Annotated in this window: 20 protein-coding genes and 1 riboswitch; of the genes, 11 read left to right on the forward strand and 9 right to left on the reverse strand. The window is 72.2% G+C overall.

Annotated elements, in window-relative coordinates; translation table 11 throughout:
• The first annotated feature begins 52 nt into the window (after positions 1–52).
• The 4 genes from rlmN (at position 53) to AB4K12_RS18765 (ending at position 5,112) form a co-directional block, all read left to right on the forward strand.
• Positions 53–1,162: a 23S rRNA (adenine(2503)-C(2))-methyltransferase RlmN gene (rlmN, locus tag AB4K12_RS18750; RefSeq protein WP_086566011.1), complete on the forward strand. Its 1,110-nt coding sequence runs from the start codon at positions 53–55 to the stop codon at positions 1,160–1,162.
• Between the two features lie 46 nt (positions 1,163–1,208).
• A riboswitch (TPP riboswitch) is annotated at positions 1,209–1,314 on the forward strand.
• Complete coding sequence (locus tag AB4K12_RS18755; protein WP_368435214.1) at positions 1,310–2,398, forward strand: thiamine ABC transporter substrate binding subunit; 1,089 nt, start codon at positions 1,310–1,312, stop codon at positions 2,396–2,398. (Overlaps the previous riboswitch by 5 nt.)
• Before the next feature lie 65 nt (positions 2,399–2,463).
• Entirely contained in the window at positions 2,464–4,077 is a 1,614-nt protein-coding gene (locus tag AB4K12_RS18760; protein ID WP_368435296.1) for an ABC transporter permease, read from the forward strand.
• Positions 4,078–5,112 carry an ABC transporter ATP-binding protein gene (locus tag AB4K12_RS18765; RefSeq protein ID WP_368435215.1) on the forward strand — a complete coding sequence of 345 codons (1,035 nt, stop codon included), beginning with the start codon at positions 4,078–4,080 and terminating at the stop codon, positions 5,110–5,112. It abuts the gene before it with no gap.
• A gap of 83 nt (positions 5,113–5,195) precedes the next feature.
• Here AB4K12_RS18765 and AB4K12_RS18770 read toward each other — a convergent pair whose 3' ends face one another.
• The 5 genes from AB4K12_RS18770 to AB4K12_RS18790 all read right to left on the reverse strand — a co-directional run bounded on the left by AB4K12_RS18770 (position 5,196) and on the right by AB4K12_RS18790 (position 10,352).
• On the reverse strand, positions 5,196–6,119 hold the full coding sequence (locus tag AB4K12_RS18770; RefSeq protein WP_368435216.1) for a hypothetical protein: 924 nt from the start codon (positions 6,117–6,119) through the stop codon (positions 5,196–5,198).
• Positions 6,120–6,246: 127 nt separating this feature from the next.
• Positions 6,247–7,464 (reverse strand): hypothetical protein, encoded by a 1,218-nt coding sequence (locus AB4K12_RS18775; protein ID WP_368435217.1) that lies wholly within the window; start codon positions 7,462–7,464, stop codon positions 6,247–6,249.
• Positions 7,446–8,183 carry an ABC transporter ATP-binding protein gene (locus AB4K12_RS18780; protein WP_368435218.1) on the reverse strand — a complete coding sequence of 246 codons (738 nt, stop codon included), beginning with the start codon at positions 8,181–8,183 and terminating at the stop codon, positions 7,446–7,448. The genes AB4K12_RS18775 and AB4K12_RS18780 overlap by 19 nt, the downstream gene beginning before the upstream one ends.
• Positions 8,184–8,484: 301 nt before the next feature.
• Entirely contained in the window at positions 8,485–9,864 is a 1,380-nt protein-coding gene (locus AB4K12_RS18785; protein ID WP_362250677.1) for an aspartate aminotransferase family protein, read from the reverse strand.
• Entirely contained in the window at positions 9,849–10,352 is a 504-nt protein-coding gene (locus AB4K12_RS18790) for an Lrp/AsnC family transcriptional regulator (protein ID WP_086568439.1), read from the reverse strand. The genes AB4K12_RS18785 and AB4K12_RS18790 overlap by 16 nt, the downstream gene beginning before the upstream one ends.
• 167 nt (positions 10,353–10,519) lie before the next feature.
• Between AB4K12_RS18790 and AB4K12_RS18795 the strand changes: the two genes are divergently transcribed.
• Positions 10,520–11,971 carry a gamma-aminobutyraldehyde dehydrogenase gene (locus tag AB4K12_RS18795; protein ID WP_368435219.1) on the forward strand — a complete coding sequence of 484 codons (1,452 nt, stop codon included), beginning with the start codon at positions 10,520–10,522 and terminating at the stop codon, positions 11,969–11,971.
• Positions 11,972–12,101: 130 nt separating this feature from the next.
• Entirely contained in the window at positions 12,102–13,289 is a 1,188-nt protein-coding gene (locus AB4K12_RS18800) for a spermidine/putrescine ABC transporter substrate-binding protein (protein ID WP_368435220.1), read from the forward strand.
• 57 nt (positions 13,290–13,346) lie between these two features.
• Here AB4K12_RS18800 and AB4K12_RS18805 read toward each other — a convergent pair whose 3' ends face one another.
• The gene (locus AB4K12_RS18805; RefSeq protein WP_368435221.1) at positions 13,347–14,066 is read right to left on the reverse strand and encodes a glycerophosphodiester phosphodiesterase; all 720 of its coding nucleotides are present in this window, start codon (positions 14,064–14,066) and stop codon (positions 13,347–13,349) included.
• A gap of 27 nt (positions 14,067–14,093) precedes the next feature.
• Entirely contained in the window at positions 14,094–15,116 is a 1,023-nt protein-coding gene (locus AB4K12_RS18810; RefSeq protein ID WP_368435222.1) for an adenosine deaminase, read from the reverse strand.
• Positions 15,117–15,225: 109 nt separating this feature from the next.
• Between AB4K12_RS18810 and AB4K12_RS18815 the strand changes: the two genes are divergently transcribed.
• Positions 15,226–16,032 carry a DUF4190 domain-containing protein gene (locus AB4K12_RS18815; RefSeq protein WP_368435223.1) on the forward strand — a complete coding sequence of 269 codons (807 nt, stop codon included), beginning with the start codon at positions 15,226–15,228 and terminating at the stop codon, positions 16,030–16,032.
• Here the strand turns inward: AB4K12_RS18815 and AB4K12_RS18820 are convergent.
• On the reverse strand, positions 15,978–16,634 hold the full coding sequence (locus AB4K12_RS18820) for an NADAR family protein (protein WP_368435224.1): 657 nt from the start codon (positions 16,632–16,634) through the stop codon (positions 15,978–15,980). The genes AB4K12_RS18815 and AB4K12_RS18820 overlap by 55 nt on opposite strands.
• 347 nt (positions 16,635–16,981) lie before the next feature.
• Here AB4K12_RS18820 and AB4K12_RS18825 point away from each other — a divergent pair, with 347 nt between their 5' ends.
• Genes AB4K12_RS18825 through AB4K12_RS18840 form a run of 4 tightly spaced genes read left to right on the forward strand, consistent with a single transcriptional unit; the run spans position 16,982 to position 21,325 of the window.
• Positions 16,982–18,148 (forward strand): ABC transporter ATP-binding protein, encoded by a 1,167-nt coding sequence (locus AB4K12_RS18825; RefSeq protein WP_368435225.1) that lies wholly within the window; start codon positions 16,982–16,984, stop codon positions 18,146–18,148.
• Positions 18,145–19,071: an ABC transporter permease gene (locus tag AB4K12_RS18830; protein ID WP_368435226.1), complete on the forward strand. Its 927-nt coding sequence runs from the start codon at positions 18,145–18,147 to the stop codon at positions 19,069–19,071. Before AB4K12_RS18825 ends, AB4K12_RS18830 begins: the two co-directional genes overlap by 4 nt.
• Positions 19,071–19,877 (forward strand): ABC transporter permease, encoded by an 807-nt coding sequence (locus tag AB4K12_RS18835; RefSeq protein ID WP_362250209.1) that lies wholly within the window; start codon positions 19,071–19,073, stop codon positions 19,875–19,877. The genes AB4K12_RS18830 and AB4K12_RS18835 overlap by 1 nt, the downstream gene beginning before the upstream one ends.
• Positions 19,878–19,882: 5 nt before the next feature.
• Positions 19,883–21,325 carry an NAD(P)/FAD-dependent oxidoreductase gene (locus tag AB4K12_RS18840; protein WP_368435227.1) on the forward strand — a complete coding sequence of 481 codons (1,443 nt, stop codon included), beginning with the start codon at positions 19,883–19,885 and terminating at the stop codon, positions 21,323–21,325.
• Here AB4K12_RS18840 and AB4K12_RS18845 read toward each other — a convergent pair.
• On the reverse strand, positions 21,291–22,139 hold the full coding sequence (locus AB4K12_RS18845) for a phosphatase PAP2 family protein (RefSeq protein WP_368435228.1): 849 nt from the start codon (positions 22,137–22,139) through the stop codon (positions 21,291–21,293). The genes AB4K12_RS18840 and AB4K12_RS18845 overlap by 35 nt on opposite strands.
• Positions 22,140–22,168 lie beyond the last annotated feature (29 nt).

Raw genomic sequence — 22,168 nt, forward strand, 5'->3', positions numbered from 1 at the left:
CTCCGCGACAGCGGAGATCATCCGCCATCGTCGCAATGAGGAGTTCCTGCTCATGGCCCCCGCGCCTGGAGAACTGACGTTCGTCGCCCCCCGCGGGGCCAAGCTGCCCCCGCGCCACCTCGCCGACCTCAGCCCGGCCGAGCGCCGCGAGGCCGTCGCCGCGATCGGCGAGAAGCCGTTCCGCGCCAAGCAGCTGTCCCAGCACTACTTCGCCCGCTACGCCCATGACCCGGCCCAGTGGACGGACATCCCGGCCGCCGCCCGCGAGAAGCTCGCGGGCGAGCTGCTGCCGGACCTGATGAGTGTGGTGCGGCACATCTCGTGCGACGACGACACCACCCGCAAGACCCTGTGGCGCCTGCACGACGGCAAGCTCGTCGAGTCCGTGCTCATGCGCTACCCCGACCGGGTCACCATGTGCATCAGCTCCCAGGCCGGCTGCGGCATGAACTGCCCGTTCTGCGCCACCGGCCAGGCGGGCCTGGACCGCAACCTGTCCACCGCCGAGATCGTGCACCAGATCGTGGACGGCATGCGCGCCCTGCGCGACGGCGAGGTGCCGGGCGGCCCCGCCCGCCTGTCCAACATCGTCTTCATGGGCATGGGCGAGCCGCTGGCGAACTACAAGCGTGTCGTCGGCGCCATCCGCCGGCTCACCGACCCCGAGCCGGACGGCCTGGGGCTCTCCCAGCGCGGCATCACCGTCTCCACCGTCGGCCTGGTCCCGGCGATGCACCGCTTCGCCGACGAGGGCTTCAAGTGCCGCCTGGCGGTCTCGCTGCACGCCCCCGACGACGAGCTGCGCGACACCCTCGTGCCCGTCAACACCCGCTGGAAGGTCCGCGAGGTCCTCGACGCCGCGTGGGAGTACGCGGAGAAGTCCGGGCGCCGGATCTCCATCGAGTACGCCCTGATCCGGGACATCAACGACCAGGCGTGGCGCGGTGACCTGCTCGGCCGGCTCCTCAAGGGCAAGCGGGTGCACGTCAACCTCATCCCGCTCAACCCCACCCCGGGCTCCAAGTGGACGGCCTCCCGCCCGGAGGACGAGCGCGCCTTCGTCGAGGCGATCGCCGCGCACGGCGTGCCCGTGACCGTGCGGGACACCCGTGGGCAGGAGATCGACGGGGCGTGCGGACAGCTGGCCGCGACCGAGCGCTGATACTGTCCCCCTGCACCACTCGCACAAGCGACCATTCGCACAAATGAACATCCGACAGGGGAGCGCAGCGAGCGCTGAGAGTGCGGCACGGCCCGCAGACCCTCGGACCTGATCCGGTTAGTACCGGCGTAGGGAGTCAGCACCACCATGAACACCCATCTCCGGCGTGCCGTCGGCGCGGCCGCCGCGGCCGCGCTCGGCCTGCCCGTCCTCGCGGCCTGCGGGGGCTCCGACGAGGGCTCGGGGGAGTCGAAGGGCAAGACCGTCACCCTGGTCTCGCACGACTCCTTCGCGGCCTCCGACGCCGTGCTCGAGGAGTTCACCCGGCAGACCGGCTACAAGGTCAAGGTCCTCAAGAGCGGGGACGCCGGCCGGGCCGTCAACCAGGCGATCCTCTCCAAGAGCCACCCCCAGGGCGACGTCTTCTTCGGCGTCGACAACACCCTGCTCTCGCGCGCCCTCGACAAGGGAATCTTCGCCCCGTACGAGGCCAAGGGCCTGGACCGCGTCCCCAAGAGCCTGCAGGCCGACGCGGCCGAGCACCGCGTCACGCCCGTCGACACCGGCGACATCTGCGTCAACTACGACCGGGCCTACTTCGCGGACCACAAGCTGGACCCGCCGCAGTCCTTCGACGACCTGGTCAAGCCGGAGTACAAGAACCTCCTGGTCACCGAGAACTCCGCGACCTCCTCTCCCGGCCTCGCCTTCCAGCTCGCCACCGTCGCCAAGTACGGGGACGACGGCTGGAAGGACTACTGGAAGAAGCTCAAGGACAACGGCGTCGAGGTCGTCGACGGCTGGGAGCAGGCCTACAACGACCGCTTCTCCGGCTCCGCCGCCGGAAAGAAGGCCAAGGGCGACAAGCCCCTCGTGGTCTCCTACGCCTCCAGCCCGCCCGCCGAGGTGCTCGGCGTGAAGCCGGCGCCCAAGGAGGGCCCGACCGGCGTGTCCACCGGCACCTGCTTCCGGCAGATCGAGTTCGCCGGTCTGCTCAAGGGCGCGAAGAACACCGAGGGCGGCAAGGCCCTCCTGGACTTCCTGCTGAGCAAGAGGTTCCAGGAGGACATGCCGCTGCAGATGTTCGTCAAGCCCGCCACCGACGACGCCAAGCTGCCCGAGGTCTTCACCACGTACGGCGCGCGGATCGACAAGCCCGAGACGCTCGCCCCGGAGAAGATCGCCCAGAACCGCGACCAGTGGGTCAAGGAATGGTCCTCGCTCGTCCTGAGGTAGCCCCCCGCGACGCCGCCGCCCCCCAGGGCGGCGGCCCCCGGCGCACGGCGACGCGGCTCGGCCTGATGGCCCTGCCGCTCGCCTTCTTCGGCGTCTTCTTCGCCTACCCCGTCGCCTCGATCGTCGGCCGCGGCCTCAAGGACGGGGGGCAGTGGCAGTTCGCCCGCGTCGGCGAGGTGATCACCGACCCGCGCATCGGCCACGTCCTGTGGTTCACCACCTGGCAGGCCGCCGCCTCCACCGCGCTGACGCTTCTCCTCGCGCTGCCCGGCGCGTACGTCCTCGCGCGCTTCGACTTCCCCGGCAAGCGTCTGCTGCGGGCCGTGGTCACCGTGCCCTTCGTCCTGCCCACCGTGGTGGTGGGCTCGGCCTTCCTGGCCCTGCTGGGCCACGGCGGGCTGCTGGACGAGCTGTGGGGCGTACGCCTGGACACCACGGTCTGGGCGATCCTCCTCGCGCACGTCTTCTTCAACTACGCGGTGGTCGTCCGCACCGTCGGCGGCCTGTGGGCGCAGCTCGACCCGCGCCAGGAGGAGGCGGCACGCGTCCTGGGCGCCGGGCGGTTCGCGGCCTGGCGGCGGGTGACCCTGCCCGCGCTGGTTCCGGCGGTCGCGGCCGCCGCCCTGATGGTCTTCCTCTTCACCTTCACCTCCTTCGGCGTCATCCAGATCCTCGGCGGCCCCCGCTACGCCACCCTCGAGGTGGAGATCTACCAGCAGACCGCGCAGCTGCTCGACCTGCCCACGGCCGCCGTCCTGACCCTGGTGCAGTTCGCGGCGGTGGCCGCGCTGCTGGGCGTGCACGCCCGGACCGTGCGCCGGCGCGAGGCGACGCTGCACCTGGTCGACGCCGCCGGCACCGCCCACCGGCCGCGCGGCGCCGCCGAGTGGACGCTGCTGGGCTCGGTCCTGGCCGTCGTCGCGCTGCTCGTGGTCGTCCCCCTGCTGGTGCTGGTCCTGCGCTCCTTCGACGGACCCGACGGCTACGGCCTGACCTACTACCGCGCCCTGGCCTCGGCTGGCGAGAACGGCGGGACGTTCGTCGTCGCCCCGCTCGAGGCGATCGGCAACTCCCTGGCCTACGGGCTGGCCGCCACCGCCATCGCCGTCGTCGTGGGTGGCCTCGCCGCGGCGGCCCTCACCCGGCGCGAGGGACGGCTCGTACGCGGCTTCGACGCGCTGCTGATGCTGCCGCTGGGCACCTCGGCGGTGACCGTCGGCTTCGGCTTCCTGATCAGCCTGGACGAGCCCCCGCTGGACCTGCGCACCTCCTGGATCCTGGTGCCGCTGGCGCAGGCGCTGGTCGGCGTGCCCTTCGTCGTCCGCACCATGCTGCCGGTGCTGCGCGCCGTGGACGCCCGGCTGCGCGAGGCGGCGGCGGTGCTCGGCGCCTCCCCGCTGCGGGCCTGGCGCGAGGTGGACCTGCCCCTGGTGGGGCGGGCGCTGGCGGTGGCCGCGGGCTTCGCCTTCGCGGTCTCGCTGGGCGAGTTCGGGGCGACCGTCTTCATCGCCCGCCCCGACAGCCCCACCCTCCCGGTGGCCGTGGCCCGGCTGCTGGGCCGCCCCGGCGAAATGAACTACGGGCAGGCGATGGCCCTCAGCACCATCCTGATGCTGGTGTGCGCCGTGGCGCTGCTGGTGCTGGAGCGGGTGCGCACCGACCGCACGGGAGAGTTCTAGATGCTTCGGCTCGAAGAGGTGACCGTCCGCTTCGGCGAGCGCGCGGCGCTGGACGCGGTGGACCTCGAGGTCGCCCAACACGAGATCGTGTGCGTGCTCGGGCCCAGCGGCAGCGGCAAGTCCACCCTGCTGCGGGTGGTCGCCGGGCTGCTGCGGGCCGACGCCGGCCGCGTGCTCCTCGCCGGCCGGGACCAGGCCCAGGTGCCCACGCACCGGCGCGGAGTCGGCCTGATGTTCCAGGACCACCAGCTCTTCCCGCAGCGGGACGTCGGCGGCAACGTCGCCTTCGGCCTGCGCATGCGCGGCACCGCGCGCGCCGAGACCGAGCGCCGGGTCGGCGAGCTGCTGGACCTGGTGGGCCTGCCGGGGGCGGAGAAGAGGCCCGTGGGCGCGCTGTCGGGCGGCGAGCAGCAGCGCGTGGCCCTGGCCCGGGCCCTGGCGCCCGAGCCGCGACTGCTCATGCTCGACGAGCCGCTGGGGCAGCTCGACCGGAGCCTGCGCGAGCGCCTGGTCGTCGAGCTGCGCGCGCTGTTCGGCCGGCTGGGGACGACGGTGCTGGCGGTCACCCACGACCAGGGCGAGGCCTTCGCGCTCGCCGACCGGGTGGTCGTGATGCGCGACGGGCGCGTCGCCCAGGCGGGCACCCCGCTGGAGGTGTGGCAGCGGCCGGCGTCGGAGTTCGTGGCGCGCTTCCTGGGGTTCGAGAACGTGGTTCCCGCGACGGTGCGGGGCGCGTCCGCGGAGACGGCGTGGGGGCGGCTGCCGGTGCCGGCGGGGGCGCGGCAGGGAGAGGGCTGCCTGCTCGTCCGGCCCGCCGGGGTGCGGTTGGTGCCGGCGGGGGAGGGGCTGGCCTGTACGGTCGCGGGCCGGACGTTCCGGGGGGATCACGTCGTGGTGCGGTTGCGGCCCGCCGATGGGCCGGAGATCGAGGCGGCGTGCGCGCTCGTGGAGGCTCCTGAGGTGGGTGACCGGGTGGGTGCCGGGTTCTCGGTGGACGAGGTCGTGGTTCTTCCCCCACCCCGCCCCTTCCCGTAACCGGGGCTCCGCCCCGGGCCCCGTGTCCCCAAACGCCGGACGGGCTGACCATGTCAGCCCGTCCGGCGTTTGAAGTGGAAGCGTCAGCTGACGGCTGTGGGTTCCGGTTCCGGCGTCTGGGCCGGGGTGGCCGCGTGGGCGTCCGGTTCGCCGAACCACGCCACCGCCACCGCGCCCGCCACGGCCAGCAGGAAGCCGAGGACGGCCATCCACGCGAAGCCCTCGCGGGAGGTGTCGCCGAGCCAGAGGACGCCGATGATGCCGGGCAGGACGGTCTCGCCGACGACCAGGGCGGCCGTGGCGCCGTTGACCGAGCCGATCTGCAGCGCGACGGTGTGGAGGTACATGCCGACGCCGCCGGCTATCAGGATGGCGTAGAGGGCGGGGTCCGCGATCAGGGCGCCCAGGTCGAACGGGTCGATGCCGTCGAGGATGCGCACGCCCACGCCGATGGCACCGAAGCCGAGGCCGGAGAGCAGGCCGGCGAGGATCGCGGCGCGCGAGCCGAGGAAGTGGACGGCGATCCAGCCGCCGCCCATCAGCACCACGGAGATGATCAGCAGCCACCAGTGGGTGGACCGGGCGGCGTCGCCGTTGCCCTCGTGGCCGGCGGCGGTCGCCAGCAGCACCAGGGCCGAGCAGACCACGCCGATCGACAGCCACTCCTTACGGTTCAGCCGTATGCCCAGCAGCTTGATGCTCAGCAGGGCGGTGACGATGAGGTTGGCGCTGATGACGGTCTGGGAGAGGAAGAGCGGCAGCATCCGGGCGGCGAGGGCACCGAGCGCGAAGCCCACGAAGTCCAGGACCGTGCCGACCATGAACTCCCAGGTCACCGCCGCCTTCGCGGTGGACGACAGGCTCGGGCCGCCGTGCTGGGTGGTGCCCGTGCCGGGGGCCGCCGCGGCCTCCCTGCGGGCCGATTTGCGCGACCCGACGGCTTGCAGGACCGAACCTGTGCCGTAACACGCCGAGGCCGCGACAGCCGTGACAAGGCCGATGATCACCGATAGCTCCGTTCGCCTGAATGCCCGTCGTGCTTTTGAAGCAGACGTATGAAGCAGACGTACTTTTCGGCGTCGAAGTTGCCTTGAGTCAAGAATTGGTCAAGAGCCGCTGCTCCCGCTCGTTACGTCAGCGCATCAAAGGTAGCGCGGTCAGCTCGGCGATCATCCAGGTCAGCGGAGCGAGCACGGCCAGCAGCACCAGGCCGCGCACGGCCGCGGCGCCGCGCAGCAGCGAGGCGGGAACGCCCAGGCGGTGCAGGGCCGAGGTGGTGTCGGAGCGCAGCTGCCGGGCGTCCAGGGCGGCCGTGATCGCCGTCGCCGTCACACAGGCCATCACCACCGCCGCGCCCAGTCCGGTCAGCGGCCCGAACGGCCGGGGCCCCGAGCGCTCCCAGGCCGCGCCGTACAGCTCGACGGCGGCCAGCGCTCCCGAGGCGACCGCGCACAGCACCCCGAGCGGGCGGCCGATCCGCGTCGCCGCGTCCTGCAGCATCCGCCCGGCCAGCAGGCGCGTCGCCCCGGGCCGCCCGGACGACAGCAGCACCCCGGACCAGTGGGTGAGGCCGGGGCCGGCCAGGACGAGGCCCAGGGAGGCGAGGAGCCAGCCGCCGAGGAGGCCGGGGGAGGCGCCGCCCTCCTGGCCGGGCAGGGCCAGCAGCGAGTTCGGGGCGGGGGCCGGGCCGTGCCCGACGTAGGCCTCGAGCGCGAGGCCGCAGGCGATGATCGCCACACCCCAGGGCAGCCCCGCGTAGGAGGGCCGGGGCGCCCGCGCCGTAGTGGGCGCCGCCTCGCCGTCGGCGGTGGTGTCGGGCGCCTGCGCGCCTCCGGCGCGCTCCTTGCGCGGGCGCAGTGCGATGGCGCACGCGCCCGCCGACAGCGCCGGGAGCAGCCCCAGCAGCGTCAGGGCGGCTCCCCAGGGCAGGGCCGCCCGCCCGTCCAGGAGCCCGGACGCGGCGCCGCTCAGCGGGGTGACGCCGAGGTCTCCGCGCAGCTCGAGGTAGACCAGCAGGGCGGCGGCGCTGCCCAGCGAGCAGGCGATGGCCGTGGACGCGGCGGCGAGGACCGACAGGCGCACCGGGCCGAGGCCGATGGCGTCGAGGCCGTCGCGGGGCCGGGTGGCGGGGTCGTTGCGGGCGACGGCGAGCGCGAACTGCACGACGGCGGCGAGCGGCGCGGCGCACCACAGCAGGCGGACGAGCGACTCCTGCGTGGCCTTCGGGTGCGCGACCGCGTATCCGAGGCTGCACAGCAGCAGGAAGCCGACCCCGGCCGCGGCGAGGGCCACCAGCAGCCGCCGCAGCAGGACGAGCGGGTGCGCGCCGCGCGCTAGGCGGAGACTGAGCACGCGGCCCTGCCCTCCCCCTCGGACGCGTCGGGAGCCGGGATGGCGCCGCCCCGGCGGCCGTCGACGAGCGTGACCGTACGGTCGGCGAGGGCGGTGCTCTCCTCGTCGAGGGTGGCCAGGACGACGGTGATCTGGTGCGAGCGGGCGGCCGTGGTGAGGGTGCGCAGCACCTGGGCGCGGTCGACCTGGTGCAGCGGCGCGGTCGGCTCGTCGGCGAAGACGACCGTGGGGTCGGCGGCCAGGGCACGGGCGATGGCGACGCGCTGGCGCTGGGCCTGGGTCAGCGCGCCGGGCCGTTTGCGGGCGCAGTCGCCGACGTCCAGGCGTTCGAGCCATTCGGTGGCGGTCCGCTTGGCCTCGCGGTGGGTGGTGCCGCGGACCAGCAGCGGCAGAGCGGCGTTCTCCCAGCCCGTCAGCTCCGGGACCAGGTGGGGCCGGGAGTCGATCCAGCCGAACCGCTCCCGCCGAAGCCGTTCGCGCGCGCCGCGGGAGAGGGTGTGCACGGGGGCGCTGTTGAACCACACCTCGCCGGGGTCCGCCAGGAGCTGGCCCGAGAGGCATTTGAGGAGCGTGGTCTTCCCGGACCCACGGGGCCCGGTCACGGCGAGGATCTCGCCCTCGCGGACACCGATGGACACACCGGTCAGGGCCGGTGAACCGCTGTAGGAGTAGTGCAGGCCACGTGCCCAGAGCACGTCGTTGTCCGGCGGGGCCACCATATCGAGCACCTCGGGTCGCTGAGAGGGTTCGTTCCCCTGTCCGGGTGAACGAACCGGAGGCCATTGGGTCACTGGCACCGTACGGAACCGGGATCCTAGCCCCCGTCCAGGCTCGGCGCTGGAGCGCCCCACTTTCCTCCCATCGGGCTCATATTCCGAGGTTTCGGGCCCGCATTTCCGGGATTCGGGGAACGTGCCGTGGCCCACGGCGCGCGGGGGAGCGGTGCGCGCACGTGGGCCACGGCGTGGGGACGGGCCGCGAGATGGCAGGGGGGTGCCCGTCGGGTGGTGGTGCGGGGGGTCAGATCCTGGTCCAGGCCTCCGTGAGGACCCCGCGGACGATCTGCTCGATCTCGTCGAACGTCGATTGATCGGAGATCAGCGGCGGCGAGAGCTGGATGACCGGGTCGCCGCGGTCGTCGGCCCGGCAGTACAGCCCGTTCTCGAACAGCTTCTTGGACACGAAGCCGTAGAGCAGCCGCTCGCACTCCTCCGGCGTGAACGACTCCTTGGTCGCCTTGTCCTTCACCAGCTCGATGCCGTAGAAGAAGCCGTTGCCGCGCACGTCGCCGACGATCGGCAGGTCGTGCAGCTTCGACAGGGTGGCGTGGAAGGCGGACTCGTTGTCCAGCACGTGCTGGTTGAGGCCCTCGCGCTCGAAGATGTCGAGGTTGGCGAGCGCGACGGCGGCCGAGACGGGGTGCCCGCCGAAGGTGTAGCCGTGCAGGAAGGTGTTGTTCCCCTTGAAGAACGGCTCGGCGATGCGGTCGGAGATCACGGCCGCGCCGATGGGGGAGTAGCCCGAGGTCATGCCCTTGGCGCAGGTGATGATGTCCGGGACGTAGCCGAACTTGTCGCAGGCGAACATCGTGCCCAGGCGGCCGAAGGCGCAGATGACCTCGTCCGAGACGAGCAGCACGTCGTACGTGTCGCAGATCTCGCGCACCCGCTGGAAGTAGCCGGGCGGCGGCGGGAAGCAGCCGCCCGCGTTCTGGACGGGCTCGAGGAAGACGGCGGCGACGGTGTCGGGGCCCTCGAAGAGGATCTGCTGCTCGATCTGGTCGGCGGCCCAGCGGCCGAAGGCCTCCGGGTCGTCGCCGTGGACGGGCGCGCGGTAGATGTTGGTGTTGGGCACCTTGTGCGCGCCGGGGACCAGCGGCTCGAAGGGTGCCTTGAGGGCCGGCAGGCCGGTGATGGCCAGGGCGCCCTGGGGGGTGCCGTGGTAGGCGACGGCCCGCGATATGACCTTGTACTTGCCGTGGTTGCCGGTGAGCTTGTGGTACTGCTTCGCCAGCTTCCAGGCGGTCTCGACGGCCTCGCCGCCGCCGGTGGTGAAGAAGACCTTGTTCAGGTCGCCCGGGGCGTAGTGGGCCAGCCGCTCGGCGAGCTCGACGGCCTTGGGATGGGCGTAGCTCCACACCGGGAAGAAGGCCAGCTCCTGCGCCTGCTTGTTGGCCGCCTCGGCGAGCTCCGCACGGCCGTGACCGGCCTGGACCACGAACAGCCCGGCGAGGCCGTCGAGGTAGCGCTTGCCCCGGTCGTCGAAGATGTAGGTGCCCTCGCCGCGCACGATGGTGGGCACGGGGGCGTTCTCGTACGAGGACATGCGGGTGAAGTGCATCCACAGGTGGTCGTACGCGGTTCGGGAGAGGTCCTTGCTCACGGCTATCGGGTTCCCCAGGTGTAGGTCTGCTTGCGGAGCTTGAGGTAGACGAAGCTCTCCGTCGAGCGCACGCCCGGCAGGGTGCGGATGCGCTTGTTGATCGTCTCGAGGAGATGGTCGTCGTCCTCGCAGACGATCTCGATCAGGAGATCGAAGGAGCCCGCGGTGACGACCACGTACTCCACCTCGTCCATCGCGGTCAGGGCGTCGGCGACGGGGTCGAGGTCGCCCTCGACGTTGACGCCGACCATCGCCTGCCGCCGGAAGCCCACGGTGAGCGGGTCGGTGACGGCGACGATCTGCATGACGCCCTGGTCGAGCAGCTTCTGCACGCGCTGCCGGACCGCCGCCTCGGACAGTCCGACGGCCTTGCCGATCGCCGCATAGGGACGGCGTCCGTCCTCCTGGAGCTGCTCGATGATCGCCAGGGAGACGGCATCGATCGGCTGCGCGCTGTTCACGCTCTTGGGATCTGCGCTACGAGTGGCCACGAGCCCACTGTGCATGAGGACTCGACGGTGTGGCAAGCATTGAGCGATGAAATTCGTTGTGGATCAGCTGCGAAATAACTGATTCCGTTGTTCATGGGGATCGGGTATGTCGAAAGCGTGGCCTCAAAGATTAGGCTGGGCGTCTCAGACACTGGACGTCCGAACAGAAGGGGTGGCACAACGTGACCACCGAGCTGCGCCGCCTGCGTAACTACATCGCCGGGGAGTTCCGGGACGCCGCCGACGGGCGGACCACCGAGGTCGTCAATCCGGCCACTGGCGAGGCGTACGCGACCGCCCCGCTGTCCGGAGCCGCCGACGTCGACGCGGCCATGGCCGCCGCCGAGGCCGCCTTCCCGGCCTGGCGCGACCTGGTGCCCGCCGAGCGCCAGAAGGTGCTCCTCAAGATCGCCGACGCCTTCGAGGCGCGCGCCGAGGAGCTGGTCGCCGCCGAGTCGGAGAACACCGGCAAGCCGCTGGCCCTCACCAGCAGCGAAGAGGTCCCGCCGATGGTGGACCAGATCCGCTTCTTCGCGGGTGCCGCCCGGATGCTCGAGGGCCGCTCCGCCGGCGAGTACATGGAGGGCATGACCTCCATCATCCGGCGCGAGCCGGTCGGCGTCTGCGCCCAGGTCGCCCCCTGGAACTACCCGATGATGATGGCCGTGTGGAAGTTCGCCCCGGCGCTCGCCGCGGGCAACACCGTCGTCCTCAAGCCCTCCGACACCACCCCCGCCTCCACGGTCCTCATCGCCGAGATCGTCGGCGGCGTGCTCGAGGAGCTGGGCCACCCCAAGGGCGTCTTCAACGTCGTCTGCGGCGACCGCGACACCGGCCGCCTGATGGTTGAGCACTCCGTGCCCGCGATGGCCTCCATCACCGGCTCCGTACGGGCCGGCATGTCGGTCGCCGAGTCCGCCTCCAAGGACCTCAAGCGCGTCCACCTCGAGCTCGGCGGCAAGGCGCCCGTCGTCGTCTTCGAGGACGCCGACATCGCCAAGGCCGTCGAGGAGATCGCGGTCGCCGGCTACTTCAACGCCGGCCAGGACTGTACGGCCGCCACCCGCGTCCTGGTCCACGAGTCCGTCCACGACGACTTCGTCACCGCCCTCGCCAAGGCCGCCGCCGACACCAGGACCGGGCAGCCGGACGACGAGGACGTGCTCTACGGCCCGCTGAACAACGCCAACCAGCTCCAGCAGGTGACCGGCTTCATCGAGCGGCTCCCCGCCCACGCCAAGGTCGAGGCCGGCGGCCACCGCGTCGGCGAGAAGGGCTACTTCTACGCCCCGACCGTCGTCTCCGGGCTGAAGCAGGACGACGAGATCGTCCAGCACGAGGTCTTCGGCCCCGTCATCACCGTCCAGTCCTTCGCGGACGAGGAGCAGGCCGTCGCCTACGCCAACGGCGTCGAGTACGCCCTGGCCTCCTCGGTGTGGACCAAGGACCACGGCCGCGCCATGCGGATGTCCAAGGCGCTCGACTTCGGCTGCGTGTGGATCAACACCCACATCCCGCTCGTCGCCGAGATGCCCCACGGCGGCTTCAAGAAGTCCGGCTACGGCAAGGACCTCTCGGCCTACGGCTTCGAGGACTACACCCGCATCAAGCACGTGATGACCTCGCTGGGCTGATCCCGGCGCCTTCGCGCACGCGTGTACGTTCCGTACGCGCGTGCGCGTATCATCGACGCCCGGCCGAACGGCCGGTACCGCCGTGGCCCGTACCGCCGTGCCCGTACCGCCTTGCCCCGCCGTCGCCGGAATGCGAGTAAAGCCCGTGAAGCCCCTCTCCCGCCGAACCGTGCTGCGCGCGCTGGGCGCCGGCGCCGGGGCCGCGGCCCTCGCCGGCTGCGGGGTGCCGGCCGCCTACGTCGCGCCGGGCGACCGGGCCGCGGCCGACCTCTCCGAGCGCGACAAGCGGCTCGTCTTCGCCAACTGGCCGCTCTACATCGACGCGGACGAGGACGACCCGGAGAAGCGGCCGACGCTCGACGAGTTCGAGAAGACCAGCGGCGTCTCGGTGAAATACACCGAGGAGATCAACGACAACGACGAGTTCTTCGGCAAGATCAGCCCGGCCCTGATGAACCACAAGGAGACCGGCCGGGACATCGTCGTGGTCAGCGACTGGATGGCCTCGCGCTACGTCCGGCTCGGCTGGGTCCAGGAGATGGACCGCGCCGCCCAGCCCCACGTCGCCCGCAATCTCGACCCGCTGCTGCGCAAGCCGCACTTCGACCCCGGCCGGCTGCACACCGTCCCCTGGCAGTCCGGCATCACCGGCATCGCCTACAACCGCAGGAAGCTCGGCCGCGAGATCCGGCGCACCTCCGAGCTGTGGCACGACGACCTGCGCGGCCGCGTCACCCTGCTGTCCGGCATGGACGAGGCGTTCTCCCTGCTCATGCAGGGCAACGGCGCCGACGTCACCCGCTGGACCGCCGACGACTTCCACCGCATGACCGACCAGCTGCGCCGCCTCGTCGCCAAGCGGCACATCCGCCGCTTCACCGGCAACGACTACCTCAAGGACCTCTCCTCCGGCGACGTCCTGGCCTGCCAGGCCTACTCCGGCGACATCATCCAGCTGCAGGCCGACAACCCGGACATCGAGTTCGTCGTCCCCGAGGAGGGCGCCGAGCTGTGGGCGGAGAGCCTGATGATCCCCAACCTCGCCCGCCACAAGCGCAGCGCCGAGCGGCTGATCGACTACTACTACCGGCCCGACGTCGCCGCGCGCCTGGCGGCGGCGGTCAACTACGTCTGCCCGGTGCCGGCCGCCCGTGACGTCCTGGCCTCGTCCAAGGACAAGGAGCTCGCCGAGCTGGCCGCGAACCCGCTGGTCTTCCCCAGCGACGACATGCGCCGGCGGCTGGCCACCGCCCGCGACATGACCGCCAAGGAGCGCCCCGGCTTCGCCAAGGAGTGGAACGAGATCGTCGGTCTGTGACCCGGGCCGTGAGCCGGGCTGCGACCCCGGCCGCTAGCCGGGCTGTGACCCGTCGGCTCAGGCCGGCGGGCGCAGCAGGGACCGCAGCGTGCCGATGCGGTTGGTGGTGATCGAGTCGACGCCCGCGCCCAGCAGCCGCCGCATGGTGCGGCGGGTGTCGGCGGTCCAGGCGGAGACCAGCAGCCCGGCGGCGTGGTCGCGGGCGACCAGCTCCGGGGTGACGAGCCCGAAGCGGTAGTTGAGCCAGCGCGGGCGCACCTCGGCGAGCAGCGCCGGCCGGGGTGGCGCGAGCGTCGTCCAGGTCAGCGCGATCTCCGCGTCCTGGTCGGCGCGGCGCACGGCGAGCATGGACGCCGGGCCGCCGCAGTAGTACACGTGCCCGGCCGCCCCGCCCGCGTGCACCTCGGCGACGGCGGCCGCCGCGGCGGACGGGTCGGGCAGGTCGACGAACAGCCGTCCTGAGGAGGCCGACAGGGCCCCGCCGACTCCGGAGAGGGTCTCGGCGAGCGTCGGCACCCGGCCGCCCGTCAGGTCCTGCAGCTGCGGGACCGTCAGCGCGGCCAGGGCCCGTTCGTGTCGCCACAGCCGCTCGAGCGTCGCGTCGTGCAGCAGCACGGGCACGCCGTCGCGGGTCAGCCGGACGTCGATCTCCACCGCCCCGGCGCCCGCCTGGAGCGCCGAGTGGATCGAGGGCAGGGTGTTCTCGCGGTGCACATAGGGGTCGCCGCGGTGGGCGACGGCGGTGACGGCGGCGAACGCGGTGTCCGTGGGAGCCATGTGCATCATTGTGGCGGGGGAGCCGGGTCAGCCGCGCCAGGCGGCGGTGTACGCGTCGATCTCGGCGGTCAGCGCGGCCTTGCCCGCCGCGTCCATGAACGACGCCTCCACCGCGTTCCTGGCGAGCGCGGCCACGCCGTGCGCGTCCAGCTCCAACAGGCGGGCGGCCACCGCGTACTCGGTGTTGAGGTCCGTACCGAACATGGGCGGGTCGTCGCTGTTGATCGTCACCAGCACGCCCGCCGCGACCATCTCCTTGACGGGGTGCCGCTCCAGATCGGTGACGGCCCGGGTGGCGAGGTTGGAGGTGGGGCAGACCTCGAGCGGGATGCGGTGCTCGGCCAGGTGGGCCAGCAGCTTCGGGTCCTGGACGGCGCTGGTGCCGTGACCGATGCGCTCGGCGCGCAGGTGGGTCAGGGCGTCCCAGATCGTCTGCGGGCCGGTGGTCTCGCCGGCGTGCGGGACGCTGTGCAGCCCGGCGGCGATCGCCCGGTCGAAGTAGGGCTTGAACTGTGGCCGGGGCACCCCGATCTCGGGCCCGCCGAGACCGAAGGAGACCAGGCCCTCCGGCTTCAGGTCGCAGGCGATGCGGGTGGTCTCCTCGGCGGCCTCGAGGCCGGCCTCGCCGGGGATGTCGAAGCACCAGCGCAGCGTCACGCCCAGCTCCGACTCCGCCGCCTTGCGGGCGTCCTCGATGGCCTCGACGAAGGCGGTGTCCGGGATGCCGCGCTTGGTGGAGCTGAAGGGGGTGACGGTCAGCTCGGCGTAGCGGATGTTCTGTCGGGCCATGTCGCGGGCGACCTCGTAGGTCAGCAGCCGGACGTCATCGGCGTCGCGGATCAGGTCGACGACGGAGAGGTAGACCTCGATGAAGTGGGCGAAGTCGCGGAAGGTGAAGAAGTCGGCGAGCGCCTCGGGGTCGGTGGGCACCGGCGAGTCCGGGTGCCGGGCGGCCAGTTCGGCGACGATGCGCGGGGAGGCGGAGCCCACGTGGTGCACATGCAGCTCCGCCTTGGGGAGCCCTGCGATGAACGAGTCGAGTACGGACATGCGGGCCTCCATGGCTGCTGGGTGGCTGGTGCACCGATCATCGTATGCGCGGGGGGTATCGGCTCCGTGCTCAGGCCTTAGCATGACGGAGTACCGACTGGGGAGGGCCATGTCCGAGAAGGACAACGCGCAGCCGGAGCCGCAGCACATCGATCCCTGGGCGCCGCCGGAGCGACGGGCAGCACACGAGGCGCCCGCGCACCCCGCCATGGCCGTGCCGCCGGGGCCGGGCGGCCCGGGATATCCCGGCCCCGCCGGGCCGCCGTTCCCGCCCGCGGGCGCCGCGGGCCCCGGTGTGCCGCAGCAGGGTGGAGTGCCGCCGGTGCCCCCGGCCCCGACGGGCCCGGGCACCCCGAGCGACTACCGCGCACCGTACGCCCCGGCCGCCGCCTACCCGCAGCCCTTCCCGGCGCAGCCGCAGTACCCCTACCCGCCGGCGGGCCCCTACGGCCAGGCCCCCTACGGTCAGCCGCTCCACGGGCCGACCGGCTACGCCGTGGGCGCCCCCGGCTATCCGGGCAGCCCCGTACCGGGCTACGGGCAGGGCTGGCCGGGCCCCGCGGCGGCGCCCAACAACGGGCTCGGCCTCGCCGCGATGGTGCTCGGCATCCTCGGCGTGGTCTTCGCGGTCAGCATGGTGCTCGGAGTCGTCTTCGGCGTGCTCGCGGTCGTCTTCGGCGTGATCGGGCGGGGCAAGGCCAAGCGCGGGGAGGCGAACAACGCGGGCCAGGCCCTGGCGGGCATCATCCTGGGCGGAGTGGCGCTCGTGCTGTCCGCGCTGATGATCGCGCTCGTCATCGTCACCCCGGTCGACACCGGCGGGCGCGACGACGAGCCCGACGCCAACTCCACCTACGACGTCTACTTCGCCGAGCCGGCCGCGCCCGCCCCCTGGCCGGTTTCCGCCAGGCGCTGACGGGCCTCCATCAGCGCGAAGCCCAGCAGGTTCAGTCCGCGCCAGCGGGCCGGGTCCTGGGCGGCCTCGTCGTCGGCGGCCAGCCCGATGCCCCATATCCGGTCCAGGGGGCTGGCCTCCACCAGCACCCTGTCGCCCGTGCCGAGCAGATAGGCGCACAGCTCGGGGTCCTGGGCGAACTTGTGCACGCTGCCCTCGACCACCAGGTCGAAGCGGTGCCGGCGCCAGCGCTCGTCGTCGAAGCCGCGCACGGAACGCCCGGCGTCCTTGGCCTGCTTGGGGTGCGTGGCGGCGATGGCGCGGGCCTCCGCCTCGGCGTCGCCGAAGAGCCGCGCCTTGCCCGCCATCATCCAGTGCTCGGCCGTGGCGTAGACGGTCCCGTCGACCGAGAACGGCGACGGCCACCACTGGCTGAAGCAGCTCGCCCCGACGCCGCCGTCGCGGGGCGGCCGGTGGCCCCAGAAGTACACGTACTTCAGCCGCTCGCCGCGGGCCACGGCGGCCGTCAGATCCGTCACCGAGCGCGGCCCGTCCGCCGGGCCGGCGGGCCGCGCCCGCACCGTCGCCGCGGCTGTCGTCTCCGTCGTCTCCGTGGTGTCCATGAGATCTCCTCCCCCGGGATGCAACAGACCGCCATTGTGCGCCAGGCCACTGACAACGCCCCCGGCGCCCCCGCACGGCCGCCCCCCGGCCCTGGCGCCCCCGAGCACCGATTCCGTCGCCCAGTCAAAAAGTGGCGACGGAATCCCTTGTTGCGAGCCGACGGCTCTGCCAGGATCGGCAACCATTCCGGTTGGAGCAACACCCGGCCTGGCCCCGCGCGCGCACGCGCGCGGTGGGCGAAGGAGTGTGCGCGATGGGACGACGGCACGGCCCGTACCGCAGCACGCGCGGCCGTATGTCACTGTTATCTGCTCTCATCTCCCCCGAGCCCCCTGGATCCAGACCCATGACGGCAACCGCCACGACCCGCGGCAGCGGCACCGACGTCCGCCTGACCGGCATCAGCAAGACCTACGGCGCCTTCACCGCCGTGCACCCGCTCGACCTCTCCGTGCCCGCGGGGTCCTTCTTCGCCCTGCTCGGCGCCTCCGGCTGCGGCAAGACCACCACCCTGCGCATGATCGCCGGTCTTGAGGACCCCACCACCGGCACCGTCGAGCTCGCCGGCAAGAACGTCACCGCCCTGCCCCCGTACAAGCGGCCCGTCAACACCGTCTTCCAGAGCTACGCGCTCTTCCCGCACCTCGACATCTACGAGAACGTCGCCTTTGGCCTGCGCCGCCGGGGCGTGAAGTCCGTCAAGAAGCAGGTCGAGGAGATGCTCGAGCTCGTCCAGCTCGGCGACCTCGCCCGCCGCCGGCCCCAGCAGCTCTCCGGCGGCCAGCAGCAGCGCGTCGCCGTCGCCCGCGCGCTCATCAACCACCCCGACGTGCTGCTCCTCGACGAGCCGCTCGGCGCCCTGGACCTCAAGCTGCGCCGCCAGATGCAGCTCGAGCTCAAGCGCATCCAGACCGAGGTCGGCATCACCTTCATCCACGTCACCCATGACCAGGAGGAGGCCATGACCATGGCCGACACGGTCGCGGTCATGAACGCCGGCCGGGTCGAGCAGCTCGGCGCCCCCGCCGACCTCTACGAGACCCCCCGCACCACCTTCGTCGCCAACTTCCTCGGCACCTCCAACCTCATCACCGCCGACGTCCTGGGCACCGCGGGTGACGACATCCTTCTGCGCGCCGGTGATACCAAACTCGGTCTTCCGGCGACACGATGTACAGCCCCCGCCCGGACGGGCGAGAAACTCCTGATCGGCATACGCCCGGAGAAGATCACCCTCACCCACGCCGACGACGCCGGCACCATCGCCGACGGCCGCAACCGCGTCACCGGCCGCATCGCCCAGTCCAGCTTCACCGGCGTCTCCACCCAGTACCTCGTCGACAGCTCCGTGGCCACCGGTCTGTCCGTCTACGAGCAGAACATCGAGCGCGACACCCGCCTGGTGCCCGGCGCCGAGGTCGTCCTGCACTGGAACCCGGGCCACAGCTTCGGCCTGGACGCCGCGCAGAACGTCGAGGCGGGCACGGACGTGGAAGCCGAGGGCGCCGGATGAGCACGTCGACTGCCACCGACCGGGCCCCCGCGCCCGACAGCACGTACCACACGGCCGCCCGCCGCAAGCGGCGCGTCCCCTACTGGCTCCTGCTCCCCGGCATCCTCTGGCTGCTGGTCTTCTTCGCCGCTCCGCTCGTCTACCAGGCGTCCACGTCCGTACAGACCGGCTCGCTCGAGGACGGCTTCCGCGTCACCTGGCACTTCGCCACCTACTGGGACGCGCTGAGCGAGTACTACCCGCAGTTCCTGCGCTCGGTCGCCTACGGCGCGACCGCCACCGCCCTGTGCCTCCTCCTGGGCTACCCGCTCGCCTACCTCATCGCGTTCCGGGCCGGCCGCTGGCGCAACCTCCTGATGATCCTGGTCATCGCGCCGTTCTTCACCAGCTTCCTCATCCGCACCCTCGCGTGGAAGACGATCCTGTCCGACGGCGGACCCGTCGTCTCCACCCTCGGCTCGCTGCACATCCTCGGCCTCACCGACGCCCTGGGCGTCACCGAGGGCCACCGGGTGCTCGCCACCCCGCTCGCCGTCGTCTGCGGACTGACCTACAACTTCCTGCCCTTCATGATCCTGCCGCTCTACACGTCGCTCGAACGCGTCGACGGGCGGCTGCACGAAGCCGCCCGCGACCTCTACGCGCGGCCGCTGACAGTCTTCCGCAAGGTGACCTTCCCGCTGTCCATGCCGGGCGTCGTGGCCGGCACGCTGCTGACCTTCATCCCCGCCACCGGCGACTACATCAACGCCGAGCTGCTCGGCTCCACCGACCAGAAGATGATCGGCAACGTCATCCAGTCCCAGTTCCTGCGCGTCCTGGACTACCCGACCGCCGCCGCCCTGTCCTTCATCCTGATGGCCGCCATCCTCGCCATGGTCACCGTCTACATCCGCAAGTCCGGGACGGAGGACGTGGTCTGATGAACCCCCTGACCCGCGCCGCGCGCGTGCTGCGCCGCAACCTCGTGGTGATCGCCGGGCTGGGCACCCTCGGCTATCTGCTGCTGCCCAACGTCATCGTGACGGTCTTCTCGTTCAACAAGCCCAACGGCCGCTTCAACTACGAGTGGCAGCGCTTCTCCACCGACGCCTGGACCGACCCGTGCGGCGTCGCCGACCTGTGCGGCTCCCTCTCGCTCAGCCTGCGCATCGCCCTGTGGGCCACGGTCGGCTCGACCGTCCTGGGCACGATGATCGCCTTCGCGCTGGCCCGCTACCGCTTCCGGGCCCGCTCCTCCGTCAGCACGCTGATCTTCCTGCCGATGGCCATGCCCGAGGTCGTCATGGCGGCCTCGCTGGCCACGCTCTTCCTCAACACGGGCGTCTCCTTCGGCTTCTGGACCGTCCTCATCGCCCACATCACGTTCTGCCTCAGCTTCGTGGTGACCGCCGTCAAGGCGCGCGTGATGAGCATGGACCCCCGCCTCGAACAGGCCGCCCAGGACCTCTACGCCACCCCGCTGCAGACCTTCCGCAAGGTGACCCTGCCCATCGCGGCCCCCGGCATCGCCGCCGGCGCGCTGCTGTCCTTCGCCCTGTCCTTCGACGACTTCATCATCACCAACTTCAACTCGGGATCGACCGTGACCTTCCCCATGTACGTCTGGGGATCCGCGCAGCGGGGCACGCCCGTGCAGATCAATGTCATCGGAACGGCGATGTTCGCCATCGCCGTGCTGTGCGTCCTCGTCGCTCAACTGGCCGGGAGACGCCGAAAAAGGAGCTGAGAACCATGGCCGCCAGTGCCTTACAGCGCTCTTCGGCGGGACACGCCGCACCCCCCGCCGTCCAAGCGCTCTCCGACGCCGTCCCCCGCCCCTTCTGGCTCGACGACCCCGCCCGGCCCAAGGCGCTCCCGGCCCTGGTCGGCGACGAGTACTGCGACCTGCTCGTCGTCGGCGGCGGCTACTCCGGTCTCTGGACGGCCCTGCGCGCCAAGGAGCGCGACCCCGGCCGGGACGTGGTCCTCATCGAGGGCCAGGAGACCGGCTGGGCCGCCTCCGGCCGTAACGGCGGCTTCTGCGCCGCCTCCCTCACCCACGGCTGGGCCAACGGCCACACCCGCTGGCCCGCCGAGCTCACCGCCCTCGAGGAGCTCGGCCACCGCAACCTCGACGGCATCGAGGCCACCCTCGCCCGGTACGGCATCGACTGCGACTTCGAGCGCACCGGCGAGATCGACGTCGCCACCGCCCCCCACCAGGTCAACGAGCTCAAGGAGGCCGCCGAGGAGGCCGAGACCCTCGGCGTCGGCGGCCACGAGTTCCTCGACCGCGACGCCGTGCGCGCCGAGGTCGACTCCCCGACCTTCCTCGCGGGCCTGTGGAACCGCACCGGCGTGGCCATGCTGCACCCCGCCAAGCTCGCCTGGGGCCTCAGGCGCGCCTGCCTCGAGGCGGGCGTCCGCGTCTACGAGCACACGCCCGGCACCGAACTCTCCTCGCGCCGCGCCGGGGTGGCCGTCCGCACCCCCTACGGCCGGGTCTTCGCCCGGCACGTCGCGCTCGGCACCAACGCCTTCCCCTCGCTGGTCAAGCGGCTGCGCCCGTACGTCGCGCCCGTCTACGACTACGCACTGATGACCGAGCCGCTCACCGAGGAGCAGCGGGCCGCCGTCGGCTGGCGGCGCCGGCAGGGGCTGAGCGACAGCGCCAACCACTTCCACTACTTCCGGCTGACCGCCGACCACCGCGTCCTGTGGGGCGGCTACGACATCGTCTACCGCTACGGCGGCGGCGTGCGGGCCGAGTACGACCACCACCCGGCCACCTACCAGCGGCTCGCCGGGCACTTCTTCCGCTGCTTCCCCCAGCTCGAGGGCGTGCGGTTCACCCATACCTGGGGCGGCGCCATCGACACCTGCTCGCGCTTCTCGGCCTTCTTCGGCACCGCGCACGGCGGCCGCGTGGCCTACGCGCTGGGCTTCACCGGGCTCGGCGTGGGGGCCACCCGCTTCGGCGCGGACGTCATGCTCGACCTGCTCGACGGCGAGCGCACCGAGCGCACGGAGCTGGAGATGGTCCGCAGCAGGCCGCTGCCGTTCCCGCCCGAGCCGGTGCGGTCGGTGGGCATCGGCATCACGCAGTGGGCCATGACCCGCGCGGACGCCAACGGAGGCCGCCGGAACCTGTGGCTGAGGGTCATGGACAAGGCCGGCCTGGGCTTCGACAGCTGACCCGGAAGCGGGCCGCCGCGCACAGCAGCGGGACCGACAGGCACCAGGCACCGGCCACGTCCAGCGGCCAGTGGTAGCCGCGCAGCACCAGCCCGGCGCCGACGGCGGCGTTGAGCAGTGCGCAGGCGCCCAGCCACCACCGGGAACGGGTGAGCAGCAGCACCGCGGCTCCGTAGGCGACGGCCGCCGTGGCCGCGTGGCCCGAGGGGAAGAACCCGTCATGCGCCCCCGGCGTCATGGCGGGTGGCCCCGGCCGGGCGATCCACGTCTTGAGCGGGACGACGAGCGCGGGTACGGCCGCCATCGCGAGGGCGGCGGCCAGCGGCGGCGCCCACCGCCGGTGGCGTACCGCCGCGACGGCGATCGCCGCGCCGAGGACCGGCAGGGCCACGGTCGTGTTGCCGAGGTCGGCGAGGAGTTCGGCGAGGGCGCGGGGAGCGGTGCCCACGGCCGCGCGGCCCAGGCGTTCGTCGAGGCCGCGCAGCGGCCCGTGGGCGGCGACCTGCCAGGCGATGAGGGCGAACAGCGCGGCGCACAGGGCCGGAAGGGCGATCGCCGTGCTGACCCGGGTGGATCCGGTGAATCCGATGAATGGGGTCGGCGGCCCCGGAACAGGGGGGGAGGTTCCGAGGCCGCCGTGCCGGCCGGTGTGCCGCGCGCCCCGGGGGGTCTGGGGCGGGCGGCCGTCCGATCGGTGAGGATTTCCGGAGCCAGTGGCTCCGGTGGTGTGCGCGAAGGCACGGCCGGTCCGGCACTGGGGAAGTACCGGCGCGGCGTCACCCGCAGTCCCCTGCGGGCGGGGTGTTGCGTTCATTCGAGGAAACCGTACGGCAGGTAAGGCGA

It is taken from the genome of Streptomyces sp. C36 (assembly GCF_040932295.1).
Lineage (GTDB): Bacteria > Actinomycetota > Actinomycetes > Streptomycetales > Streptomycetaceae > Streptomyces > Streptomyces triculaminicus.